This is a genomic window from Ideonella sp. P3_A4, assembly GCF_056403075.1.
This window is the reverse complement of the sequence record NZ_JBFUGE010000761.1, coordinates 1-2,589: the sequence shown is the minus strand read 5'-3', so window position 1 is coordinate 2,589 and position 2,589 is coordinate 1. Positions and strand designations below refer to the sequence as shown.

2 protein-coding genes are annotated in these 2,589 nt (G+C 66.4%); one reads left to right on the top strand and one right to left on the bottom strand.

The annotated features are described in order from the left end of the window. Positions 1-87: 87 nt before the first annotated feature. Positions 88-1,275, top strand: a complete 1,188-nt coding sequence (locus AC1DYI_RS32330) for an acetyl-CoA C-acyltransferase family protein (RefSeq protein ID WP_477208208.1) — start codon at positions 88-90, stop codon at positions 1,273-1,275. 7 nt (positions 1,276-1,282) lie between these two features. Here AC1DYI_RS32330 and AC1DYI_RS32325 read toward each other — a convergent pair whose 3' ends face one another. Further along, positions 1,283-2,239 carry a sensor histidine kinase gene (locus AC1DYI_RS32325; RefSeq protein WP_477208207.1) on the bottom strand — a complete coding sequence of 319 codons (957 nt, stop codon included), beginning with the start codon at positions 2,237-2,239 and terminating at the stop codon, positions 1,283-1,285. Positions 2,240-2,589 lie beyond the last annotated feature (350 nt).

Genomic DNA, 2,589 nt, shown 5'->3' with positions numbered 1-2,589 from the left:
GGGCTTGCGGCAGATCAAGAGCCCACAGCCCCAAAAGGCTGCCGGCTGGAGCATCATTTGGACTGTTTTGACACAAGGAGCTTGAGCATGGCTGCGACACGTGATGTGGTGGTTCTGGGCGCTGCACGATCAGCGATCGGCAGTTTTGGCGGATCGCTCGCCGACATCGAACCGGCCGAGTTGGCTGGTACGGTGATGAAGGCGGTGGTCGAACGCTCGGGCGTCGACCCGAAGGCGATCAACTACGTGACGGTGGGCAACACGATCCCGACCGACAGCCGCTTTGCCTACGTGGCGCGGGTGGCCTCGATCCAGGCTGGCTTGCCGATGGACTCGGTGGCGATGGCGGTCAACCGGCTGTGCTCGTCGGGCCTGCAAGGCATCGTGACGACGGCGCAGAACATCTTGCTGGGCGACTGCGACTACGGCGTCGGTGGTGGCGTCGAGGTGATGAGCCGTGGTGGCTATCTGAGCACTGCGATGCGCACGGGCGCCCGCATGGGCGACACCAAGCTGATCGACACGATGGTGGCGACGCTGACCGATCCGTTCGGCGTCGGCCACATGGGCATCACCGCTGAGAACCTGGCCGCCAAGTGGGACATCACCCGCGAGCAGCAGGATGCGCTTGCGGTCGAATCGCAGCGTCGCGCGGCGCTGGCGATTGCCGAAGGCCGTTTCAAGAGCCAGATCGTGCCGATCGTCAAGCAGACGAAGAAGGGCGACGTGGTCTTCGACACCGACGAATACGTGAAGGCCAACACCACGATGGAATCGCTGGCCAAGCTGAAGCCGGCGTTCAAGAAGGACGGCACGGTGACCGCCGGCAATGCCTCGGGCATCAACGATGGTGCGGCGTTCTTCGTGCTGGGCGACGCTGCAGTGTCGGCTGCGGCCGGCTACAAGCCGATCGCGCGGCTGGTCAGCTACGCGGTGGCTGGTGTGCCCAACGAGATCATGGGCGAAGGGCCGATCCCGGCGACMAAGCTGGCGCTGAAGAAGGCCGGCCTGCGGCTGGACCAGATCGACGTGATCGAGAGCAACGAAGCCTTCGCCGCCCAGGCCATTGCCGTGGCGCGTGGGCTGGAACTGGACATGGCCAAGACCAACCCGAACGGCGGCGCGATCGCACTCGGCCACCCGATCGGCTGCTCCGGCGCCTTCATCGCCACCAAGGCCATCTACGAACTGCAGCGCACCAGCGGCCGCTATGCGCTGGTGACGATGTGCATCGGCGGCGGCCAGGGCATCGCCGCGGTGTTCGAAAGGCTGTAAGCCAGAGCTACTGGGCCATTGCGGGCCGCAGGCCGAGCAGGTAGCGGCCCATGCCCTGAACATCGGAGCCGACGCGGCGCACGGCTTCGCGCACGTCCTCTGGGCTGGCCACGAAGGCGTTTGACCAGGCGGACAGGCGCGCCTCGTCGATGAACGATTCGGACTGCTCCGCGTCTTGCGGCCGGTCGGCCCAGGCGGGCAGATGGTTCGGCATATGAATCGGCGAGCAGACCGGTAGCGAGACCGAGAACCGCGCGCCGCGGCCGGGTTGCGACTCGGCCCAGACGCGGCCGCCATGGCGCTCGACGATCGAGCGCACGACTGTCAGGCCCAGGCCGTGGCCGGGGTAGGCCGAGCCGTGGCTGCGGTGAAACGGCTCGAACATGCGTTCGGCCTGAGCGTCGTCGAAACCGACGCCGTTGTCGTGGACGCAGATGGCCACCTCGTCGCCCAGTTTCTGGGCAAAGACCTCGACCCGGCCGTTGGTGGCGCGGCGCGAGAACTTCAGCGCGTTGCCCATCAGGTTGACGAACATCTGGATCAGCAGCGCTTCGTTGCCCCACACCATCGGCAGGTGGCCGACGACCACCGGCGTGGCCGCGGTCGATTCATGCCGGCCCGCCAGGATCAGCTGGCGTTGCGCCTGGGCCACACAGGCCGACAGCGACACCACCTCGCAGCCTTCAGGCGACTGCGTCGGCTCGGCCAGGGACATCAAGCCCTCGATCAACGCGTTGGCGGCAGCGGATTCTTCCCGCATCAGGCTCAGGAAGGTGGTCAGGCGCTCGGGCTCGCCGCGGTCCAGCGCCAGTTCGCTCAGCGCCGCCAGATGGTTCATCGACGACGAGGCGCCGATCATCTGGTGCACCACGTCGCGGTTGAAGGCGCGCAGGCGCTCTACCTCTTCGCGCAGGGTCTTGATCTCATCGGTGTCGTCGGCGGGGCGGTGGCTGTCGGCGAGCATCGGGGCTTTCTGGAAAGGCAGAACGGAGGATTCTTCAATGTCCTTTTCGGCCGTGCGCGCGACGGATTCAACGCTGCGACGGACCACAACGGATACGGCCGTGAACAATTCGCGCTTGGCCGCTCCGCGCCCGCGAAGTGCTGGCTCGAAAACCGGCTGCTGCCTCACATGGCCGCAAGACCACCCAGGCCTCACGGCGCCGGATCATGAAAAATGGGCCCGCTGAGAACAGACGGGCCCATGAAAAACGGGCCCCGAGGGGCCCGTTAAAAGCGGTAACCAGCTTACTGCAGAGAATTAGTAGCCGCCGCGGCCACCGCCGCCGCCGCCGTAGCCGCCGCCACCACCGC

Bases quoted from the DNA above. Each gene is read 5' to 3' on its own strand.
- AC1DYI_RS32325 (WP_477208207.1), bottom strand. From the start codon at position 2,239: ATGCTCGCCGACAGCCACCGCCCCGCCGACGACACCGATGAGATCAAG.